The organism is Tenacibaculum sp. MEBiC06402 (assembly GCF_049239625.1).
GTDB lineage: Bacteria > Bacteroidota > Bacteroidia > Flavobacteriales > Flavobacteriaceae > Polaribacter.
The window spans coordinates 263,979-285,069 of record NZ_JBMKKT010000094.1 but is presented as its reverse complement, the minus strand read 5'-3'; the positions used below and the strand labels follow the sequence as shown (position 1 = coordinate 285,069).

17 protein-coding genes are annotated in these 21,091 nt (G+C 30.0%); 12 read left to right on the top strand and 5 right to left on the bottom strand.

Annotated features, from left to right (window positions below; genetic code table 11):
• The first annotated feature begins 133 nt into the window (after positions 1-133).
• Positions 134-1,267: an FIST signal transduction protein gene (locus tag ACOSP6_RS08195; protein ID WP_422093496.1), complete on the top strand. Its 1,134-nt coding sequence runs from the start codon at positions 134-136 to the stop codon at positions 1,265-1,267.
• A complete protein-coding gene (locus tag ACOSP6_RS08190) occupies positions 1,264-2,310 on the top strand; it encodes a sensor histidine kinase (RefSeq protein ID WP_422093497.1) in 1,047 nt (348 codons plus the stop codon). The genes ACOSP6_RS08195 and ACOSP6_RS08190 overlap by 4 nt, the downstream gene beginning before the upstream one ends.
• Before the next feature lie 58 nt (positions 2,311-2,368).
• Here ACOSP6_RS08190 and ACOSP6_RS08185 read toward each other — a convergent pair whose 3' ends face one another.
• Complete coding sequence (locus ACOSP6_RS08185) at positions 2,369-4,207, bottom strand: cystathionine beta-synthase (protein ID WP_422093498.1); 1,839 nt, start codon at positions 4,205-4,207, stop codon at positions 2,369-2,371.
• A 180-nt stretch (positions 4,208-4,387) separates the two neighbouring features.
• Here ACOSP6_RS08185 and ACOSP6_RS08180 point away from each other — a divergent pair, with 180 nt between their 5' ends.
• From ACOSP6_RS08180 to ACOSP6_RS08155, 6 genes are read left to right on the top strand one after another with little or no spacing between them, the layout of a single operon-like run.
• The gene (locus tag ACOSP6_RS08180) at positions 4,388-4,810 is read left to right on the top strand and encodes a response regulator (protein WP_422093499.1); all 423 of its coding nucleotides are present in this window, start codon (positions 4,388-4,390) and stop codon (positions 4,808-4,810) included.
• A 2-nt stretch (positions 4,811-4,812) separates the two neighbouring features.
• The gene (locus ACOSP6_RS08175) at positions 4,813-5,352 is read left to right on the top strand and encodes a heme NO-binding domain-containing protein (RefSeq protein ID WP_422093500.1); all 540 of its coding nucleotides are present in this window, start codon (positions 4,813-4,815) and stop codon (positions 5,350-5,352) included.
• Positions 5,352-6,566 (top strand): sensor histidine kinase, encoded by a 1,215-nt coding sequence (locus ACOSP6_RS08170; protein WP_422093501.1) that lies wholly within the window; start codon positions 5,352-5,354, stop codon positions 6,564-6,566. Before ACOSP6_RS08175 ends, ACOSP6_RS08170 begins: the two co-directional genes overlap by 1 nt.
• A gap of 16 nt (positions 6,567-6,582) precedes the next feature.
• A complete protein-coding gene (locus tag ACOSP6_RS08165; RefSeq protein ID WP_422093502.1) occupies positions 6,583-7,626 on the top strand; it encodes a sensor histidine kinase in 1,044 nt (347 codons plus the stop codon).
• A gap of 2 nt (positions 7,627-7,628) precedes the next feature.
• Positions 7,629-7,946, top strand: a complete 318-nt coding sequence (locus tag ACOSP6_RS08160) for an Hpt domain-containing protein (protein WP_422093503.1) — start codon at positions 7,629-7,631, stop codon at positions 7,944-7,946.
• Between the two features lie 6 nt (positions 7,947-7,952).
• Positions 7,953-8,693, top strand: coding sequence for a LytR/AlgR family response regulator transcription factor (locus ACOSP6_RS08155; protein ID WP_422093504.1), 741 nt, complete (start codon positions 7,953-7,955; stop codon positions 8,691-8,693).
• Positions 8,694-8,709: 16 nt separating this feature from the next.
• On the opposite strand, the gene ACOSP6_RS08150 is transcribed toward ACOSP6_RS08155, so the two are convergent.
• The gene (locus ACOSP6_RS08150) at positions 8,710-10,785 is read right to left on the bottom strand and encodes a tetratricopeptide repeat protein (RefSeq protein ID WP_422093505.1); all 2,076 of its coding nucleotides are present in this window, start codon (positions 10,783-10,785) and stop codon (positions 8,710-8,712) included.
• Between the two features lie 140 nt (positions 10,786-10,925).
• On the opposite strand from ACOSP6_RS08150, the gene ACOSP6_RS08145 reads away from it, so the two are divergent.
• The 3 genes from ACOSP6_RS08145 to ACOSP6_RS08135 all read left to right on the top strand — a co-directional run bounded on the left by ACOSP6_RS08145 (position 10,926) and on the right by ACOSP6_RS08135 (position 13,804).
• Complete coding sequence (locus tag ACOSP6_RS08145) at positions 10,926-11,204, top strand: hypothetical protein (RefSeq protein ID WP_422093506.1); 279 nt, start codon at positions 10,926-10,928, stop codon at positions 11,202-11,204.
• Between the two features lie 18 nt (positions 11,205-11,222).
• Positions 11,223-12,479 carry an oligosaccharide flippase family protein gene (locus tag ACOSP6_RS08140; RefSeq protein WP_422093507.1) on the top strand — a complete coding sequence of 419 codons (1,257 nt, stop codon included), beginning with the start codon at positions 11,223-11,225 and terminating at the stop codon, positions 12,477-12,479.
• Positions 12,480-12,586: 107 nt separating this feature from the next.
• Positions 12,587-13,804: a glycosyltransferase gene (locus ACOSP6_RS08135; protein ID WP_422093508.1), complete on the top strand. Its 1,218-nt coding sequence runs from the start codon at positions 12,587-12,589 to the stop codon at positions 13,802-13,804.
• Here the strand turns inward: ACOSP6_RS08135 and ACOSP6_RS08130 are convergent.
• From ACOSP6_RS08130 to ACOSP6_RS08120, 3 genes are read right to left on the bottom strand one after another with little or no spacing between them, the layout of a single operon-like run.
• Entirely contained in the window at positions 13,797-15,332 is a 1,536-nt protein-coding gene (locus ACOSP6_RS08130) for a glycoside hydrolase family 2 TIM barrel-domain containing protein (protein ID WP_422093509.1), read from the bottom strand. The two genes, ACOSP6_RS08135 and ACOSP6_RS08130, sit on opposite strands and share 8 nt — an antisense overlap.
• A complete protein-coding gene (locus ACOSP6_RS08125) occupies positions 15,326-16,525 on the bottom strand; it encodes a hypothetical protein (RefSeq protein ID WP_422093510.1) in 1,200 nt (399 codons plus the stop codon). Before ACOSP6_RS08125 ends, ACOSP6_RS08130 begins: the two co-directional genes overlap by 7 nt.
• Positions 16,525-19,614, bottom strand: a complete 3,090-nt coding sequence (locus ACOSP6_RS08120) for a hypothetical protein (RefSeq protein WP_422093511.1) — start codon at positions 19,612-19,614, stop codon at positions 16,525-16,527. Before ACOSP6_RS08120 ends, ACOSP6_RS08125 begins: the two co-directional genes overlap by 1 nt.
• A 180-nt stretch (positions 19,615-19,794) precedes the next feature.
• Between ACOSP6_RS08120 and ACOSP6_RS08115 the strand changes: the two genes are divergently transcribed.
• Positions 19,795-20,991: a response regulator gene (locus ACOSP6_RS08115; RefSeq protein ID WP_422093512.1), complete on the top strand. Its 1,197-nt coding sequence runs from the start codon at positions 19,795-19,797 to the stop codon at positions 20,989-20,991.
• Positions 20,992-21,091: the final 100 nt, after the last annotated feature.

The window sequence follows — 21,091 nt, the reverse complement described above, 5'->3', positions numbered from 1 at the left end:
CTGCATTTGGTCTAAGTAACTTTACTTCAGTTTATTGTTAACATAAACATATGTTAAAAATGAATTATTTTTAACATCAATCAATCAAAATTTTCAATAAGAACTTTGAAAATATATATAATCTACCCTAAAAATGAAAACAGTTCAGTTACAAAAAAGAAAAGATACTGATTGGGAATATTTAACTGAGAATATTCCACTTAAAAATCCTTTAGTACTTGTTTTTGGTAATAGATACCTTCTTGAAGACGAAAACATCTATAATGAAGTAAGAACAATGTTTAAAGATGGACATATTGTTTTTGGTTCAACTGCGGGAGATATAACAGCTGAACATGTCGAAGTTAAATCGATTACAATTACAGCTATTGAGTTTGAAAAGAGTTGTTTCGAAATAAAACGTGTGAATGTTTTAGATTCAAAATCAAATAGTTTTGATACTGGAAAAGAGCTAATAAGTCAATTTTCTAAAGAAGGGTTAAAGCATGTTTTTATCGTATCAGAAGGCAGGTTTATGAATGGAAGTGAACTAACGCAAGGAATGAACGCTGCAACAGATAACAATTTGCTAATTACAGGCGCATTATGCGGAGACGATGGTCGTTTTCAAAAAACATTAGCAGCTTACAATGAAAATCCAAAACCAGGAGAAGTAGTTGCCATTGGTTTATATGGAGAAACCTTGGAAGTTTCATTTTCAATAAATGGTGGATGGACTCCTTTTGGACCTGATAGGATAGTTACTAAATCAAAAGGAAATGTTTTGTTTGAATTGGATAATAAACCTGCGTTGGATTTATATAAAAAGTACCTAGGTGAAAAATCTAAAGAATTACCAGGAGCTGCACTTTTATATCCTTTGAAAGTAAAATCTGATAATGAGAATCATTCGATTGTGAGAACTATCTTGAATATTGATGAAGAAAATCATTCAATGATTTTAGCTGGAAATATTCTTGAAGGAGAAAAAGTACAATTGATGATGACCCATGTTGATAATATTGTTAATGCATCTGAACAAGCGGCTGAAAACGCGAATAAAATAAGACAAAACAAACCTGATTTAGCTATTCTAGTAAGTTGTATTGGAAGAAAATTAGTGTTAGATCAAAGAGTTGAAGAAGAAATAGAGGAAGTAATTGAAATTATAGGTGAGCAAGCCACGGTTTGCGGTATGTATTCTTACGGAGAGATAGCTCCTTTTAATGGAGAAAATAATTGTCAGTTACACAATCAAACAATGACTATTACATTAATTAGTGAATGATGAATTCTCTTTTGAAAAGACAAATCAGTAAGTTTTTACCAGGGTATCTTCAAGAAAATGAGGACTTAAATGTTTTTTTAGAAGCAGTCAATAGATCCTACGATACACACGATGATCAATTTTTAATGCTGCAAAGAGCAACTACAATCAGTTCAGAAGAACTATCAGTTGCTACCGAAAAATTGAAAAGAGAAACAAGTGCTCAAAAAGTTATCATAGAAAAACTTAAGACCGTAATTAATACACTCAAATTTTATGAGTTAGAGGAAGATAAGTCTTTGGAAGATTCTGGCTCTGTTAAGTTAATCGATTTTATTAATGAGCAAACAAAAGAGATTATTAAAATTAATCAAGAAAAAGATAAGTTACTCAAGTATTTGAAACGTCAAAATCAGGAATTAAATGATTATGCACATATGGTTTCGCATGATTTAGTAACACCACTCCAAAACATTGAAACACTTGCGCATTTATTGGAAGATGATTACGGAGATGAGATTGACGCAACTGGAATACATAAATTAAAGTTAATTAGTGAAAATGTTCATAGAGTTGAAACTTTAATAAGTGCCATAAGAGATTACTCATCAATAAAAATAGTTGGAAAAACTTATGTTGACATTGATTTACATAAACTTATAGATGATACAATAAATGAACTGTCTATTTCCGAAAACATTCATATTAAAATAGCAGATGATTTACCAAGCTTAAAAGGTGAAAAACATAGTTTTAAACATCTTTTTTTAAACCTTATAAAAAATGCAATTAAGTATAACGATAAAGAAGTAAAGAAAATTGAAATTGGTTGTAGAGAAGAGGAGGGGTTTTGGAAATTTTTTATTAGAGATAATGGAAACGGAATTGACGAACCTTATTTAAAAAAGGTATTCATAGCTTTCTTTAAACTAGAGAATAATACCAAGTCTGCTGGACTAGGTTTGTCGATTGTTAAAAAAGTTACTGATTTATATGAAGGAAATGTTTGGGCAGAATCAGAGGTGAATAAAGGTTCTACTTTTTTCTTTACCATTAAAAAATAAAAAAAGAGACAGGTTTTTCTTGAAAACTCATCTCTTTTTATTTTAATGATTCTTTAGTTTAAAGTTCTTTTACAAAATCTTGGAACACTTCTTTATGTTTCGCTAAATCCATATTTCCTGATAAAGCGACTCTTGCAATGTAATCTTTATCTTCCTCTTTTGTTGTTCCTTGAGTTGATGTAGCAGGAATTGTCCAATAACATCCTTTTAACTGTCCGTAGCTAACACAATATTTACTCTCATCAGGAATTTCTGAGATCATTAAGTTAATTAGCTTTAAATTTAAAGCTCTCTTGTAAGCTTCTTTAGCCTCTTTTGTCTCACCTTTTGTTGGTAAATCTAAAGAGAAAACCGACGGTGTAAAACCTTGTGCTGCTAATTCTTCAGAAACAAAATTAATTTTAGCATCGGGTAATACTTTTTCTATAAAAGTTACAAATTCTCTAGTGTTTTTGTAAGCGCTCGCTATTCGTTGAATCATTGAAGGCATTTGTTCCGCCAAAATTTCCAATTGTAAATCGGTAGCTTCATTATCACAAAGTTGAATATGATAACTAATTTTATCCATTAAATGAGCAGCTTTCGTATTTGTTGTGCAATATCCAGCTGTACATCTTCCACCACTTGGAAATTTAGAACCACTTACATAAGCAATAGTTTTTACGGTTGAAAGGATTTCATTATCTCCTAAAAAATGTACATTCGGGCAAAAAGTTTGATCTAAGATAAAAACTGGCTCTATTGCTTTTTCGTTAGTTGAAGTAAAACGTTCTCTGCTCAATACATCTTTAAGTTTTAATAAATCAGGAACTTCAACTCGCGGATTTGTCGGAATCTCCGCAATGATATACGGAACAGCATTTTCTTTTGCTATGGTTTCTAAAACTCTATCAATACTATTCACCATATCATATCCACCGTCGACGGGTAAATCCATAACTTCCACATTATCTAAGCAGGCGGCAACTCTTCTAGCTTGATCATTTGTTCCTCCGTAGCAATTTGGTGGAACCACAATTTTAATTGGTCGGTCTTGATAGTTTTCAATCGCAAAATCTATCAAGCCCATTACAATAGCATATTGAATCGAAAGTCCACTTGAACCAACAACAGCGGTTGTATTTACTCCTGTAATCTGTTTTATCGTTTCTACTACAGCCAGTTTATTTGTCTCGGTTTCATATTTAGTAACCTCAAAAGCCGTATTAGTTAACTCCTGTAAAACGATTAATGTATTTGCAGGTGTCATTGCAATAGTTTCTCTTCTTCTTACATGTTGTATTTCCGAGATGTAGTTAGCATTATTTTGCTTTACCAGTAAAATGCTTCCTACATCTTCACGAGTATTAATAATAAAATCAACATTCGTAGTAATGTCAAAGTTATAAATGTCTTCCTTGCTATCGAAGAGAATAGTACTTCCATCAAAACTCGGAATTTCTTGAGTATCTTTTATTTGTTTTACTTCAAATTGATAGCCATAAACTTTCTTTACAGTTTCAATATCAAAAGACGCAGGTAATTCGTTTTTTACAAGAATCAAGGTGTTCTTCTTCTCAAATAAGTTTTTTCTCAGAATAGCCATTATCGCAATGCTCTCAGATGAAAAACTAATTACTTGTTCCGATGCAGTTTGATGTAATTTTCCAATTACCCATTCCAAAACACAAGATAGTGGATGTCCAAGTCGAATATAGTCAAATGCAGTCGGCAATTCTTCTAGGACATTTTTACTGAAATCATTGTTATTATATAGCTTTTCAAATGTTGCTAAAAATTCTGTTTTAGCAAGTTCCTCATTATAAATATCTAATCTGTGAGTGGTAAGATTTAACCAATCTTTTGGTAAATTAATTAGTACATTTTTTATATAATTTACTACCGTATTCTCTAGCATAATATATTTCTTGAAATAAGTTGCAAGATACATCAATTTCAATTTTTAACGCTACAATTAAGACAGGCTTTAACATTTTATCTAAAGTTATGAGTTTTTCACCTAAAGATATTTAAGGTTGTTGGAAAGAAGGTTGGAGTTTATTGAAAAAAACTAGTATTTTTAATACAAACTATGCTTATGAATATTTTACAAAAGAGTTTAAATATTTTGTTGATAGAAGATCATATGATTGAGATTGTCAAATTCAAAAAGACAGTTTCATATCATGATTTAAAACATAATATAAGGGAAGCTAAAGATGCAGATGAGGCTTTTAAAATTTTAGAAGACAAAAATAACTTGCCAGATTTAATTTTACTAGACTTAAATATGCCGCGAATTAGCGGAATAGAGTTTTTATCTAGATTAAAACAAGATGAAAGTTTAAGGCATATCCCAACCGTAATTTTAACAACATCAGACAATCAAAGAGATTTGGAGGAATGTTATAAAATTGGAGTTTCTGGTTATGTTTTAAAACCTTTAAAGTATAAAGATTATGAAACAAAAATAGCAGCAATTTTGACCTATTGGAGTTTAAACGAATTAAAAAAATATTAAGTATGAAAGGAATTGTATTTACCGAGTTTTTAGATTTAGTGGAAGATAAATTTGGTTTGGAAATGGTTGATAAAATTATTTCAGAATCTAATTTAGAATCTGAGGGAGCTTATACTTCAATTGGTACGTATAAGTTTTCTGAAATGTTGCAATTACTTCAAAGTTTAAATTCTAATTCAGGAATTTCTATTGATGCTTTGTTGCTAACCTATGGAGAGCATTTTTTTTCTGTTATTGAAAAAAGTTATAAGGGATTATTAGATACTTATAAAGATCCTATCGAAATGCTTTCATCTATTGAAAATCATATACATGTAGAAGTGAAAAAGATTTATCCAGATGCAGAGTTGCCGGAGTTTATTGTAGAGGAAAAAACAGATGATTCTCTGACAATGATATACAAATCGAGCAGAGCAATGCATCATTTTGGTTTAGGTTTAATGAATAAAACATTTGAGCATTTTAATAGCTCAGCATCTATAGTACTTGAAAAAATAAAAGACGACGGAACCGAAGTAAAGTTTGTGATTAAGAAGAACTAATGAGTCAACAAGAGAGAATTGAAATTTTAGAAAGAACTTTAAAACGAGAGAAAGCCGCCAGGAAAGCCGCAGAGAAAATTCTTGAAGATAAATCTAGAGATCTTTACTTTTTATCTGAAGAATTAAAGGAGGCAAATATGAAGTTGGCAAATCTTTTAGATGAAAAATCTACTGAATTAAAAGGAGTTTTCGAGAATATTGTAGATGCTTATGTTGTTATGGATTTATCCGGAAATGTTTTGAAGTTTAACGACGCCGCAACGGCTCTATTCGGATATGATGTTAGAAGAGAACCCCTAAATGTGTTAGATTTAATTTATCATGAAGATGAGGAATATGCAATGACTTCCTTCGAACAATTAAAAATAAAAGGTTTTTTTAAGAATTATGAAGCTCGTATTTTAACAAAAAATGAAGAGATTAAATGGGTTCATATAAATGCCAGTGTAATCTTTGATACTAAGAATCTTCCTATTGCAGCGCAAGGAATTGTTAGAGATATTACTCAATTGAAGTTATTGGAGGATCAAAAAGAACAAATACTGAAAAAACTAGAGAAAAGTAACGAAGAATTATATGAATATGCACATGTAGTTTCGCACGATTTAAAATCACCTTTACGAACTATCGATGCTCTAGTATCTTGGGTTAAAACAGATAATATAGAAAGTTTTGATGAGGAAACTATTCAGAATTTAGATTTGATTGAAAAGACTGTGGAAAACATGGATAATCTTATATCGGATATCTTAAATTTTTCAAGTGCGGATTGTGCAACAGAGGAAGTAGATGTAGATTTGAATAAAGTTCTGCACAACATAAAAACAACCTTATTCATTCCAGAAAACATTACGTTAAAAGTCTGTTCCGACCTTCCAGTTGTTAAAGGTGATAGTACTAAATTTCAACAATTGTTTCAAAATCTTATCAGTAACGCAATTAAATTCAACGATAAAGACAAAGGATTAATTGAAGTTGATTATACTGAAGAAGCTACATTTTATCAGTTTAGAATAAAAGACAATGGTGTTGGAATTGAAAAAGAATTCCACGAAAAAATATTTAAAGTTTTTCAAGCGCTTACAAAAAGAGAAGATTCTACTGGAATTGGCTTGTCTATAGTTAAGAAAATTGTAGACTTGTACAAAGGAAATATTTGGTTAGAAAGCACCCCGAAAATAGGAACTACTTTTTATTTTACTATTAAAAAATAAAAATCATACACGGATAATGAATTCTCTTTTAAAAAGGCAAATAAGAAAATACTTACCTAAAGATCTTCAAGAAAGCGATAGGTTAGATGCTTTTTTGGATGCGGTAAATAGATCATATGAAAATTCCGATGATCAATTATTTATGTTGCAAAGAGCAACGGCTATTAGTTCTGAAGAACTTTCCGAAGCTAGTGAAAAACTCAAAAAAGAAACAAACGAGCAAAGAGCTTTAATTGAAAAATTAAAGAATGTCTTTAATACACTGAAAGTAGATGAATTAGAAGGGAATGATCTTATAGAAAGTTCGAGCACCTTAAGTTTAGTGGATTTTATTGATAATCAGACGAAAGAAATTGTCAAGATTAATAAGCAGAAAGATAAACTACTACATAATTTAGAGCGTCAAAATCAAGAATTAAATGATTACACGCATATGATTTCTCATGATTTGGTATCACCATTACAAAGTATTGAAACATTAACGCAATGGTTAATAGATGATCATAAAGAAAATTTAAATGAAGAAGGTAGAAACCATATAGAATTAATAAGCGAACATGTAGAAAAGATTGATACATTGGTTGCTTCAATTAGAAAATATTCTCGAATTATTAGAACCGTTAAGACTCATTCAGATTTTCATTTAAATGATGTAATTACTTCAATAGAGCGTGAGTTAAAACTATCTGATAATGTTAAGATTATAATACCTAGAAGACTACCTGTTCTAAATGGAGATAAATATTGTTGTAAAGAGTTGTTTATTAATTTAATTGATAACGCCGTTAAATTTAATGAGAAAGAAGAGAAGCTGGTTGAAGTAGGGTATGAGGAGTCAGATGAACATTGGCAGTTTTATGTGAAAGATAATGGAAAAGGTATCGATAGTACATATTTTGAAAAAGTTTTTGTAGCGTTTTCTAAGCTTGAAAATGATTATAAATCAGCAGGAATGGGATTGTCCATTGTTAAAAAAATAGTCGAAGTATATAAGGGGAAGATTTGGATAGAATCAGAATTAAATAAAGGAACAACAGTATATTTTACCATAAAAAAATAACTATGGAAACACCAAACCTTTCTTACTTAGATGAATTGGCGAGAGGAGATCAGGAACTCATAAATCAATTAATTGACGTTTTAAAAACCGAGTTTCCCGAGGAGAGACAAGATTATTATGATAGTTTAGAGACGAAAAACTATAAATTAATCGCAGAGAATGTACACAGACTTAAACATAAAATTAGTATTTTGGGACTAGAGATGGCTTACAAGCTTTCAAATGATTATGAAAACGAATTAAGAGAAGCTAAGTTAGAAAAGATGGAAGCTTTCGAAAATATTTTAAATGTTATCTCTAACTATCTGAAAACTATTTAATTTATTATGAATTGCATTGTTATTGATGACGAAAAAATGGCAAGAGTTATCATAAAAACTCTTTGTAAGGAGACTGATGATATCTCAATTATTGAAGAATTTGAAAATTCAATGGATGCCTTTAAGTTTTTACATTCTAATAAAGTTGATCTTATTTTTTTAGATATCCATATGCCTGGATTTTCAGGATTAGATTTCATTAAAACATTAAAAGATCCACCTAAAGTTATTTTTACAACAACCGATTCTAAATTCGCTATAGAAGCATTTGAGTATAGTTTTATAGTAGATTATTTGTTAAAACCTGTTTCTTCGGAAAGGTTTACAAAAGCGATTGAAAAAGCACGAAAACTAATTTATCTGGAGAACTTAGAAAATTCTGAAAAACCAATAGATAATTCAACAAAAAAGCTAAGTTTAGAGGAGGAGGAACATAAAAATGATTTTTATGTAAATATAGACAGGAGATTAGTTAAGATTGATTTACCTTCCATTTGTTTTGTGCAAGCCAAAGGAGACTATATTTTTGTGAAAACAGATGATAAAGAATATGAAGTTCATGCATCATTGAAAAAAATAGAACAAAAATTACCTTCTTCACTTTTCCTTAAAGTACACCGCTCTTATATTATTAATGTTAAGAAAATTATCGATATAGAGGATAATAGCGTTCTAATTAATAGAGATGTTATTCCTGTTAGTAGATCTAATCGACCTGACTTGATGAAAAGATTGGATTTATTATAGGATTTCTAGTTACTGATTAAAACATTTTAGAAGTCGCAAATATTGGTTTCTTAAGAAAGTAGTATTTAAACTGAATTCCGATTTCTGTAAAAGTAAATCCTGTGGCAATTGTAGAGGCAATATTACTATGGGTTCCAAATAGATTGAGTAAACTTCTTTCTGAGATTTTGTAGCCTAATTTTCCTTGAAATCTATAGGTGTTTTGCTTATTCTGGTCTTCGATATATTGAAAACCTGTGGCTGCAGTTAACTCATAAAACCATCCTTTGTTTTTAATTGTGGCGTCATCTTTAATAATATTCATGAATATTTCTACAGCATTAAATCGCTCTGGACTAAAATAAATAGTTGGAACTTGATTTTTGAATGAGATGTTTTGGTAATTCAATCCTGCCTTTAAAGAAGGTTTTCGAAGAATGGAATAATATAAAGATGCGAATAATAAATTCCTTGTATTCTCATCATTTTGAGTTGTGTAAAAATATTGAGAAAAGAATCCAAGATTGAAATTGGTATTTAAACTGTAATTCACAAAGAAGTTATCTTGAATTATTTCTCTATCCTGAAGTTCGGTATTGAAATTTTGCATTTCTCTTTTATATCCGAAATCAAGATTTTGAAGTTTAAACGGTTTAAAATTAAAACTTAAATTGGTTAAAAACTGGGTGTAATTATTTGCATCAGACTGTGAAGCAAAAATGCCCGCATCACCAGTGAATGTTAAATTGTTTAGTAAATGATACGAAAAACCGAAAGAAAAATTATTTGAACTCGCATTTATATCATTAACGCTATTTGAGTTGGTTCGGTAGTTGTAACTTCCTAAAAGTTTAAACTTTAAAGAAAGAGGAAACTCCGAATTAATGGAGTAGGAGTAAGCCTCGTTATTTCCGTTGTCAAAAGAATAAGAAGCTCTTGTATTAACAAACGGAGTGAAAGTTCTGTCTAAACTTTTAATGAAAAATATCGCATCTTTTTGATTTTTATAAAATAGCAATGTTTTATCAGCATATTTATAAGCATTTTTATAATCTCCAATTGCTTTAAAAGCATTTGCATTTCCTAGGTTTCCATCAAAAGAAGTGCTGTCTTTTTGTAATATTAAATTATAGTTTTTAATACTCTTTTTAAAGTCACTTTTATAAATGTTAAGTGTAGCGCGCAAAGCTAAAATCCAGTTTGCGGGAGTTTCATTTTTTTCTAACAGTTGATTGATTTCTTTTTCTGCATCCTTAAATTTTGTATTCCATATTAAAGCCTGAATGTATCTTTCTTTTGTTTGTTCTTTTAAGGAGGTTACAGTTTTGTTATTGATTAAATTAACTGCTTTTGAACTTATCTTGAGCGCCTCTTCATCATTTTCATTAATATGGTTTGTTAAAGAAATACCATTTAAAGAAATTAAAATATTATTTGGGTTTTCTCCGATTTGTTCAAACGCTTTTTGTGCCTTATCATTTTGTTCACTTATCAGATATAAATTTGCCAGGTTCTGTAAAGTTTCGGTATCATTATCAAAATCGTTGAGGTTTTCCATCAGAATATTCTCAGCATCTAGGTACTTCTGATTTTGTATTTTGTTATTGGCTAACCCAAAACGAATATATTTCTTAGAAATAAGCGCATTATTATTGCCAGGAGATACCTTTAATGCTTTGTTAACAAAGTCCAAAGCTTTATTGTATTCTTTTAAGTTGGATAGGGTATTTGCATAACCAAGTAAAGCTGGGAAGCTTTGGCTGTTCTCTTCAACTAATTTTATATAATAATCTTTAGCTGTTGAAAAGTTCTTATTCCAAAGTAAAGATTCTGCATAGTTCAGTTTTATTTCATAATCAGATGGATACTTTTCTAATAGGTTTTTAAAGATTGTTATTGCTTTTTCTGAGTTACCGTTTAACCCAACTGCTCTACCATAACATAATCGAGCAGTTTTATTTGTAGGGTAATCTTTTAGAATAGCTTCAAAAAATCGTTCAGCTTGCTCATATTTACCAGTTTCTAATAATGAAAAACCCTTTTTCATGTCTTGAGTAAACCCAAAATAGGAGCTGAGTAATAAATAAAATAGGATAAAACGTTTGATTTTCATATTGTTTTTTCTTGACTACAATTTAAGCAATACTATTTAATCATTAAACCTCAGAAAATGGTTTTTAGACCATACTTGTAGTTAATTTCTTGATTTAAAAATGAAATTAGTGTCATTAATAATCAAAAAAAGAAAAAATTATGGCATTACAAGTAACACTTAAAAAAGAGGAACTTCATTTCGAAGGAAGAATTAATTCTACAACTGCAAGATTATTTATTATTCACGTAGAATATTATGTAGAAAAATTTGAAAATATACTTATCAATATAGAAAATGTCACAGAGATTGATAATGATGGAATGGAAGCTATTAAAATAGTTTGGGCTATGACCTTAAGAAAGAATAAGGATTTTTCAATTACGGGTTGCGGTTGCAAGGATATATACGATCATTTCGAAACAAGTTTAGTAGCCTAATTGTAAATAATTAAGATTATGATAGCTGTATTAAAACAAACTAAATATAAAATTGCATCTGAGCATATTTTTATGCTCAGTGCATTAATAGTTAACGGAGGGAATTATTTATATAATTTAATTTTAGGAAGAGTTTTAGGGCCTGAAAAGTTTGCAGATGCTGCTATTATTATTACGTTTCTATTGGTTTTATCTTTCTTAGCAATGACTTTTCAATTGGTAACGGCAAAATTTGCAGTTATTTTTGAAGGAGAGTCATATTCGTCTTTTATATCTAAGATGTATAAAGGAGCTGCTATAACCAGTATAGTTCTAGGAGTCCTAATTATTTATTTTTCTACAAACCTGCAAAATGTTTTCAAAACTAGCTCATCCCTGATGTTTGTAATTTTTGGAATCGGAGTTCCATTTTATTTTTTGATGAGCGTAAACAGAGGAGTTTTTCAAGGAAAAAAGGAATTATTATTCTTGTCAGGAACTTATCAAATGGAAATGATTAGTCGATTAATACTAACGTTTACATTATTGTATTTTCTAAAAATTGAATCTTCAGTAATAATTTCATTAGGAGTTTTAGGATCTTTTTTATTTGGATTATTTCCGTTCAGAACAAAGAATATTTCTCTTAAAAAAACAGTTTCTTTAAATGATTCTCAAGCTAAAGCTGTTCGCAGCTTTTTCATTATTACTGTGTTTTATGAATTAACGCAAATCATCATTAATAATAGTGATATCCTTTTAGTAAAGCATTACTTTTCATCTTATGATGCTGGTTTATACGCTTCATTAGCGCTTATTGGTAGAGTGGTGTATTTTATTGCATGGATGTTTGTAATGATATTACTGCCAGTTGTGGTAAAACTAAAAAAAGAAGGAAAACCAACGAAGCCAATTCTTTTCAAGTACGTAAGTTATATTGGTGTTATTACTGCCATTATCATTTCAGTATGTTTTTTATTTCCAGAACAAGTGATTAGACTATTGTTTGGTGACAGTTATTTAGGTGTAAATGCATTGCTATGGAAGTATGCTTTAGCAACAGGAGTATTTGCTGTTTCAAACATATTTACTTATTACTATTTATCATTAGATAAATATATCCCGGTTGTTTTTTCAGGAGTGTTCGGAATCGCACAAATCGCTTTAATTGTACAATTTCATAGCTCAATAAATCAAGTAATAATGGTTCAAGTATATGTTATGACTTTATTACTTGTATTACAACTACTTTATTTCTTGGCAACTGAAGGAAAAAGTAAAATTCAGAATGTGTGACTCTTTTTTCCATTTAGCATCAGAAAACCACCATTAGGCAACAGTTGTACTTTTTTGTCCCCTTTTAATCGGAAATTTAAATTATCAAAAAACAAAAAATACCTATCATGAAATTAGCAATTGTAACAGCTTATCCACCAAGCAAAGTAACGTTAAATGAGTATGCTTACCATTTAGTTAAGAGTTTTAGAAAAAATGAAAAAGTAACTGAAATAGTTTTATTAACTGATAAAACAACAGAGGCTAAAGAAATTGAGTTTTCTGAGGCAGGTTGTAAAATTACAGTTAAAGAATGTTGGGAGTTTAATAGTTATACCAATATTTTTAGTGTATTAAAAGCTATCAATCAAACCAAACCAGATTCAGTATTATTCAATCTTCAGTTTATGAAGTTTGGAGATAAAAAGATTCCTGCAGCATTAGGTTTAACATTACCATTATTATGTAAGTTGAAGAAGATTCCAACAATTGTTTTATTGCACAATATCTTAGAGCAAGTAGATTTAAAAAGCGCTGGTTTTACTTCAAACAAAACATTGCAAACAATTTATAATTTAATAGGAACAGGATTAACTAGACTAGTGTTAAAAGCGGATTTAGTTGCTGTTACCATGGAAAAATATGTTGCAACTTTAAAGAATAAATATAAAGTGGAGAATGTTAAAATGATTCCGCATGGAACTTTTGAAGTTTTAGAAGAACCTTCGTATAAATTAACTAAAGGTCCATTAAAAGTAATGACGTTTGGAAAATTCGGAACGTATAAGAAGGTAGAATCGATGATTGAAGCTGTTGAGAAAATAAGAAAGACATCTAATCTCGATTTAGAAATTGTAATTGCAGGAACAGATAATCCAAATGTACCAGGTTATTTAGCCAAAGTACAAGAACAATATAAACATGTATCTAATTTAACATTTACCGGATATGTTGAAGAACATGATGTAGAGAAAATATTTAATGAAAGCGCAGTAGTTGTTTTTCCTTACACATCTACCACGGGAAGTTCGGGTGTATTGCATCAGGCAGGTAGTTATGGTAAGGCAGTAGTAATGCCAAACTTGGGAGATTTAGCAACATTAATCAAAGAAGAAGGCTATAGAGGAGAATTTTTTGAAACAGAAAATATAGATAGTTTAGCTAATGCTATCGAAAATATAGTTTCAAACGATTCCTATAGAATTGAATTGGGCAAAGCTAATTATAAAGCAGCTACTGCTTATCCTATGTCGAGAATAGCAGAAATCTACATCGAAGAATTTGAAAAAATAGTAGACAAAAGATTTATTTCGACACCAGAAGTTTCAGCAAATTCTGCTATCTAGAGATATATTCAAAAGATGGTTTTTTATTCCCTTTACTATCGATAAATCCAAATTTTTTCTGTGGTTGTGTTCTCCAAGGTAGTCCACCAATCACTTCTTTTGGAATTTTATCAAAATCATAAAGGGTCCATGATAAAAAGGGAATGTTTTTATTGGTAAGTATTTTTTGCATTTCCTTGTGATACGTAGCTTGTTTCTTTTTTGATTTACGTATGGGTTTCCATAAACCCGAATAAGAAGAGGTTCCAAATTCCCCTAAAACGATCCCTTTTTTTGGAACTTCTTCTTTTATTTTATCATAGGTTTTTGCAAAATTCTTATAATCTCCGTAATAATGAAAAGAGATAAAACCTACGTTGTCTTTTAAAATGGTGGCACTTTCCGCGTTAGACCAGCCAATAGTAACAGGATGACTTCTATCTGTAGATTTAACAAGAGTTATAAGGTGTTTTAACCAAGAAATTACTTGTTCTTTTCCTCTAGAATCAAAATCTAAATTTGGTTCATTCTTTATGTCCCAAGCGAGTATAGCACTATGATTTTTAAAACGAGAAACGATTGTTTCTGCATGTCTGTGATTCAAAGTCCAGTCGGAAGTTTCATAGTTTCCATAAAAATCAAATAAGGTAACAACTACTTTTAATTTATTACTTTCAGCTAAATCTAGCACCTGTGATAACTTGTTTAATCTTTCTTCCTTTACTTTTGCTTTCCCAAAATCTTCATAAGGAATAAAAATTCGAATTGTATTTAAGCCTGCATTTGTAATAATCTCAAAATCCTTATTTATTATTTCGGCATTAAATTCATCACCAAACATTTTCCATGGAGTTGCTTGAGGATAGTAATTTATGCCTTTAACATTTGAAACATCAAATAAAGAAGTAGCTTCCTGAGTAGAAACTTCTGATGAATTCTCTTTGATTAAATGTCTGATTCTCCAAAAACCGTCTTCAGCCAATAACACAATTTTATAATCCGATTTTTCAGTGACGTCAAACAGAAGTTTATTGTTTTTAAAAACTTTTTTATGCTGAATCACATCTTTGTCTTCCAAAACAATTAATTGACCATCTTCACTAAAGAATAAAATATTAGGATGATGTTCTATAGTAGTGGCATCTACGAAGATGTTTTCTTTTTTATTATGGTCAATAAAAGCAAACAGATTTTTTCTTGCATTTTCTGTAAAGTAATCGTCAATTCCTTTAGTATTGTTAGATTTATAAGCAATTTGTTGAATAAACCAGGCATCTAAATAATCATTTTCCAGATTTTTTAGAGTTTGGGAATTCATTTCTCTTCCTTCATTTCCATCATTTTTCCAAGTTATTTTTGGTAAGTACTGGTCTACTTTTTTTACCTCTGTATGAAGAATTTTACTTCGGTCTGCACCTGTATTAAAATGAATATACAATGAGCTAAAAAGAAATACAATTACTGACGTTACCAATAAATAAGAAAGCATTAGTAAACCTCTTAAAATTCTTTTATTAGTAACTAATTTTATGTCATTGCTGCTTACCATAATTTAATGGATTTATGAGTTATTGTATTACAAGCGGCTGAAATTTCAATAGTATAATTTCCGGCTTTGTAGATATTTGGATCTAAATTAAAAATAGCGAAACCATCTTTTGATTGCTCAATTAAATGATTTTCCAATTTATTGTCTTTGTAAATTGATAACCGCACTTGTAATCCATCTGGAATCATTTGTTTCATAAAACTTTGTAATGGAGCAACTTTCACTGTTCTATTATCCTTAGAAAAAGATACAGGAATCGTATCAATCACTTTTTTGTAAGAAATTTTGATGGTATTACTATTGGCGATTCCATTTATAAAAGCTTTTACAGTCCAGTTTTCTTCGCAATCAGGATGCACAATAAAAGCTTCTGCAATTCCATTTATAGTTGTTCCAGATGTTTTTAAAATATTACTTTCTTTGTTTCGAATATAGAATTCAACGAAAGTTCCGTCACTTACAATGTTGTTATTTTTATCCTTTATAATAGAAGTTGAAAACTTGGTTATTTGATTACCATCGGCATACTCATGATTTCTCTTAGCAACAATGTTAAAATTAGTTCCAATAGCGGGCAAAATATCTACATCGTACTCTTTTGAGTTTAATCCAAATGATTCGGAAGAAACAGTCATTCTACCTGTTTTTAAAGGAGAAAATATATTTTGATAACCAATGAGGTTTTTTGTAAAAATTTGTTGTGATTTCGGAGTTTGATAGAAATGATTTTTAATAACGATTCCGGTATTTTTTTTAACAGGATTATCCAATGAGTCTGTTGGGATTATAACGGCCATGGCAAAATCTTTACCTCCAGCTTCAATTGTTGGCGGACCAATATAGGTTTCCAAAGATGTTGATTTTTCAGAAGGTTGTATAAATAATTTTCCAGTTAGTTTTGATGAGCTATGAATTAATTTCCAGGCTATTACACCAGTTTTATTGCTCATGAAAGAAGGAATTTCGAATTCTAATTTATTTTTACTCAATTTTCCAGATAAAATAGTTGTTCCAAAACTGTTACTACAATACAGATGATAAACCTCATTGGAAGGATTTGAAAATATTAACGAGATATTTTCACCTACAGTAAACCTTTCCTTATTCATCAAAAGAATTATTGAGTCTTGAGCCATAACTGATTGTATAATCAACCAGCACATTGTAAAGATATGTGTAGATTTTTTTATCATTATTTAGGATTTCCTATAAAACTGTTCAACTCTATTTTTATAAAGTCATATTCAGGATGTGGTATTTTTTGTAATACTTCACTTGTATGATTTTCGATTCTGTTTGAAACGATTTTATTCGATACATCTTCATTTGGCAAACCATTTACATAACAATTATTCATGTCTTCATTAATAATTGTAAGGTCGGATATTGGTGCCAAATCATATTCAAAATAACGCTTCCTATGTTGTCTGATTCCTTGGTCGAGGTATAAATGATCTACCCAAATCATTTGTTTGTTTTTATTGTAATAAGTTACTATTAATTGTGGAACAGTGACTTCTTGTAAACCGCTATTAAAAAGAGTTCCTCGGATTTTTTTAGATTGAATTTTAAGATCGCTAATTACATGGTTTTTAAATAAATCGGAATTTGAAACATTTGCTGCTAATTGTAAATTAAACTTAGTTGGTTGCTCGCTTAGTTCGACAGGTGTAAACTCATCTGGATTAAATTTTTTAGGGATGGAATCCTTTGTTTTCGACCATGCAATTCCTTCAAAATTTATTCGAAAAGAACTTACTTCCTTGGGCATTAGTTTATGTTTTACTAAATGTTTTGCGTTAAAAGTTGCAAGCTCTTTATTGTTTTCGTTATATAGAGTTCCTTTTAAAATGATATCTGCAGGTGTATTATCTATATTCTGAATTTCACCAATAATCGCATAACTGTTTTCATACTTTACGAGTTTAGCAGTAACAATTTCAACAACAGGTTGTTTTAAAATATCTTCATGATAACTCTGTTCGGTGGTAATACGTCTTCTACCTTGATTGAAATATCCCGTGTTGTTTTTCATGTACAATTGGTCTGGCGGTAAATCAACATCCTTTTTTTCTGGAACTAAAAACCATTTATTCTTTATTTTAACCAGCGTTTTAAACTCGGTGTTACTGATTTTTTCCAAAGGAGTTATCCAATCAGTAATCACTTTCATAGTAGCAACACTATCAGTTTTCTTTAAAATTGTTGTTTTAATAGCATCTAGCTTAGCGTATGAACTTAACAAACCATCAGTAACCGAGGTTTCTAACATATATTGAGCTAGACTTAAGTTACTTTTCGGATCTAACAGGTTATGAGCTTTTTCAAATTCTTTAAAATCGAGTGCGTTATAATAGGTTGTAATAACGTTTTCGGGTGTTCTTTGGGTATCATTTTTAATATAAAATAGATAACATCCATAAAAGAAAAAAGCAAAAACGAACACTGACCAAATATGACTTATTGTTAAAATCTTACTTGAAAACTTGGAATATGAGTTTTTAAAGTTTAAATAATTTGGGACTACTTTTGGTTTTAGTTTTAAACCTTCTCTAAACAAAGGGATGATATTAAAAATAAACGCAAGTATTACTGTAGTAAAAGGGACAATTCCCCAAAGTATATTTTGCCAATTAGCGACTTCATCTTTCGTTAAAATAGAAGAGAGTGGAGGTATGTTTAATCGCTCCCAAACCATAATTCCATTTTCTAATTGAGGTAGGCGTTGCCAACCACAGAAATACAAAATAGGATCGTAAAATTTATCGTTCGAAAAGATGTATTTTAAATTATATTTTTCTGGTACCGTTAAGAATTGTTGTAAAGAACCTATTCCGGCTACTCCTTTAAATTTTGAGTTTTCTAATCGCTCTATTGGTCTAGTTGTAAGTTCTGGAAGTCTTCTCGCTGAGTGATAATTACCATCTACGGTGGTAGCTTTTGTTTGAGCAGATAACCAAGCCATTTGATCACCAAACCCTAAAGTCAAATATCTCCATTGATCATGTTGGTCTTGATTTAAGAAATTAACAATAGGTAACATGTTAATTTTTTGTGGTTGCGATGGTCTAAAATAGCCAAGACTAAGGGTGAAAATAGTAAAACCTAAAAACAGGCAAGCTAAAATTCCACCAGCCAATCTATGATAAACAGCACCGAATTTTCTCTGAATTAAATCTTTTAAGTCGCCTTGAATAAAACGATATGCAAATTCTCCAAATAAAGGTAAAGACATGATAGATGCCCACAACGTAAATCTATCTAAAGTTAAAATGTTAAAAGCATTTTCACCTAAAAGCATTTTCGGTATTGGAGTTGTTCCTCCTGTTCCTAGAATAATTAACATGGAGAAGCACAATCCAAAGAATAAATATCTCTTACTAAAATACCGGTAAACGAAATAAGGAATTAAAAAAAGTAATACGCCCCAGGGAATTAAAAAGAATACCAAACCAGATGAAAGTACTTCTAGAAAATTATCTCGAGATCCATGTGGAATTGGAACTTGAGTAATTGGATTGTTCTTAGAGTTAATCCAGTAAGGCAAAATGCATACTACAATAAGCAAAAGAATAGCAAAAACAAAAGTAATATTACGTTTAAATTGTTTACCAAAGACATTTAAAAATAATTTTAATGTTACTTCTTTGTAAGAATTAACCTGCTCTCTAGCGGTATCCATTATAACCATTCCGATAAGTGGTAAAATAAAAAATACCATTCCAAAAATGGGTGTTACATGATGAGAAGTAACGGTTACAGAAATTAATGTTAAAGAAGTAAAAAAGTATTTGTATTTACCTGTTTTGAGCCATAAATAAATTTCTGGTAAGGAATGCATTAAAATGGAAACTCCCATGATACTGGGAAGCTGACCAAAAACATGCAGCGTTTCAACAAAGGAAGATGAAAACACAGCTAAAAGAGATGCGTAACCGGCAGCTGTTGTGTTAGCAGTAATTAATAAGGAATATCTGTATACTCCAGTAACAAATAAAATGGAAGCGATAATGGCTACCGTAAAAAGCCCAAATTTTAATCCGCCTATTAATGATAATGCAGCAATTAATTGATGTACTAATGGAGGGTATCCCATAACAGAGAATCCTGTATACCATTTATTGCTCCAGTGTTCGAACCAATTATTCGCATAATGATCCGCAAAGAATAAATGTATTAAAGCATCATAAGTAGTTTCTAATGTAAAAAAAACAGTACTACCATGAAAAACAATACATAGTAGGAATGCAGCAATTAAATATTTATTAGAAACACCTTTCATTAATAAGAAGCTAATTTTTCTATAATGTAAATATAATTTAATTAAATAATGCTTAAAATTTATTAATCAATAGTAAACTACCATTCGTCATTACAAATCTCCATTTTAATACTATTCAGAATTTTGAATGAAATACAAAACTACTTTTACAGTGTTGTTGAATCATAAAAATCCCACACCATGAAAATATTAGCAATAGATGATCAAAGATTAGTTTTAATTCCATTAGAGAATAGATTAAAAGAATTAGGTTACGATGTGTACACCGAAACAAACTCCAATAGAGGTATCGCATTATACGATAGAGTAAAACCTGATTTGGTAATTGTTGATATTAATATGCCAGGACTTTCTGGAATTGAGGTTATTAAACATATTAGATTTTACGATAAATCAGATACACCGATTATGGTATTATCTGGAAATACGGATAACAGCATAATTACAGAAGGTTTTGAGTTAGGTGTAAATGATTACATGAAAAAGCCATTGAGTTTATCTGAGGTTTGTACGAGGGTAAAAAGATTAATTGGCTCGCCGGCTGAATCAAATAAATCTAAAAATTATAATGAAGTTATTATACAAAAAAGATGTGTAGGAGTTGTAATTCCTTGTTATAATGAAGAAAAGAGATTATTAAGCGATGAGTTTACCAACTTTATTGACAATAACACAGGTTATCATTTGTGTTTTGTAAATGATGGAAGTACTGACAAAACATTAGAAGTTTTAAATACTATTAGAAAAGGTAGAGAAGATTTTATAACAGTATACGATTGTGAAAAAAATGGAGGTAAAGCTGAAGCTGTAAGGCAAGGTATGTTACATATGCTAAAAGAAGAGGGTCTAGATTTTATAGGCTTTTTAGATGCAGATTTGTCGACGGATTTAAGAGATTTTGATGATTTAGTTTCTACTATTGAAAATTCAGACTACAAAATCGTTAGCGGTTCTAGAATTAGCCGAATGGGAGCTAATATTACTAAAGAATCAGCTAGAAAAATTATTAGTCAAACTATTAATTTCATCATACGAAAAATCCTTTCTATGGATTTTAAAGACACACAATGTGGTGCGAAAATTTTTCATAGAGATGTTATCCAGATTTCTTTCCAAGACAAATTTGTTTCTAAATGGATATTTGATGTTGAAATCTTCAGAAGAGTAACACTTCATTATGGATTACAACAAGCGAGACAGTTATTATGTGAGCAACCATTAAAGAGATGGATTCATGCCGATGGTTCTAAACTATCAATGAAAGACTCTTTTAAAATTATCATGCAATTAGGTCAAATTGCGTGGCATTATAATAGAAAAAATAAAGCTAAAAAGAATTTAGTAATGAATTCAGAAAAGCAAGTCATTCTAAGCTAGTGGGTAAATATTGTTTATTATTTGTAACAATCAGTTTTAAAGCACATTTTTATAATGTGCTTTTCTGTTTTTAGTATTACTCTCAGGTTAATCATTTGAA